1 protein-coding gene and 1 pseudogene are annotated in these 463 nt (G+C 72.1%); one reads left to right on the plus strand and one right to left on the minus strand.

Annotation, left to right across the window (positions count from 1 at the left end):
* Window positions 1-135 (minus strand): helix-turn-helix domain-containing protein (locus tag FVA95_RS29435; RefSeq protein WP_149666950.1); only part of this gene is annotated, 135 nt, incomplete at its 3' end.
* On the opposite strand from FVA95_RS29435, the pseudogene FVA95_RS29440 reads away from it, so the two are divergent.
* Window positions 135-463 (plus strand): annotated as a pseudogene (locus tag FVA95_RS29440) (IS481 family transposase); the annotation flags it as partial. The gene FVA95_RS29435 and the pseudogene FVA95_RS29440 overlap by 1 nt on opposite strands.

Genomic DNA, 463 nt, shown 5'->3' on the forward strand with positions numbered 1-463 from the left:
GTCGGCCATCCCCGCCGGCCCCTCGGCCCGGTAGCGGTCGGACCACTTCTTGGCGGTCCGCGCGGAGACCATGAACATTGTCGCGGCCGCGGTGTGGGTCCAGCCGTGCTCGACGACGAGTTGAGCGAGCCGCAGCCGGGCGCCTGGGCATGGCCGCCTCGACCGTGCACGCGGTCCTGGTGCGCTGTCGGATCAACCGGCTCTCCCACATCGACCGGGGCACCGGGGAGCCGCTGCGCCGCTACGAGCACCCCCACCCCGGCTCGCTGATCCACGTCGACGTCACCAAGTTCGCCAACATCCCCGACGGCGGGGGCTGGCGCTACCTGGGAAGACAGCAAGGCCGCCGCAACCAGGCGGCCACCGCGCGGCGCACCGGTCAACGGGGCAAGTACTACCGCCCGGCCATCGGGACCGCCTACGTCCACACCGTGATCGACGACCACTCACGCACCGCCTACGC

This window comes from Pseudonocardia sp. EV170527-09, assembly GCF_008369905.1.
In the GTDB taxonomy this organism is placed as follows: domain Bacteria; phylum Actinomycetota; class Actinomycetes; order Mycobacteriales; family Pseudonocardiaceae; genus Pseudonocardia.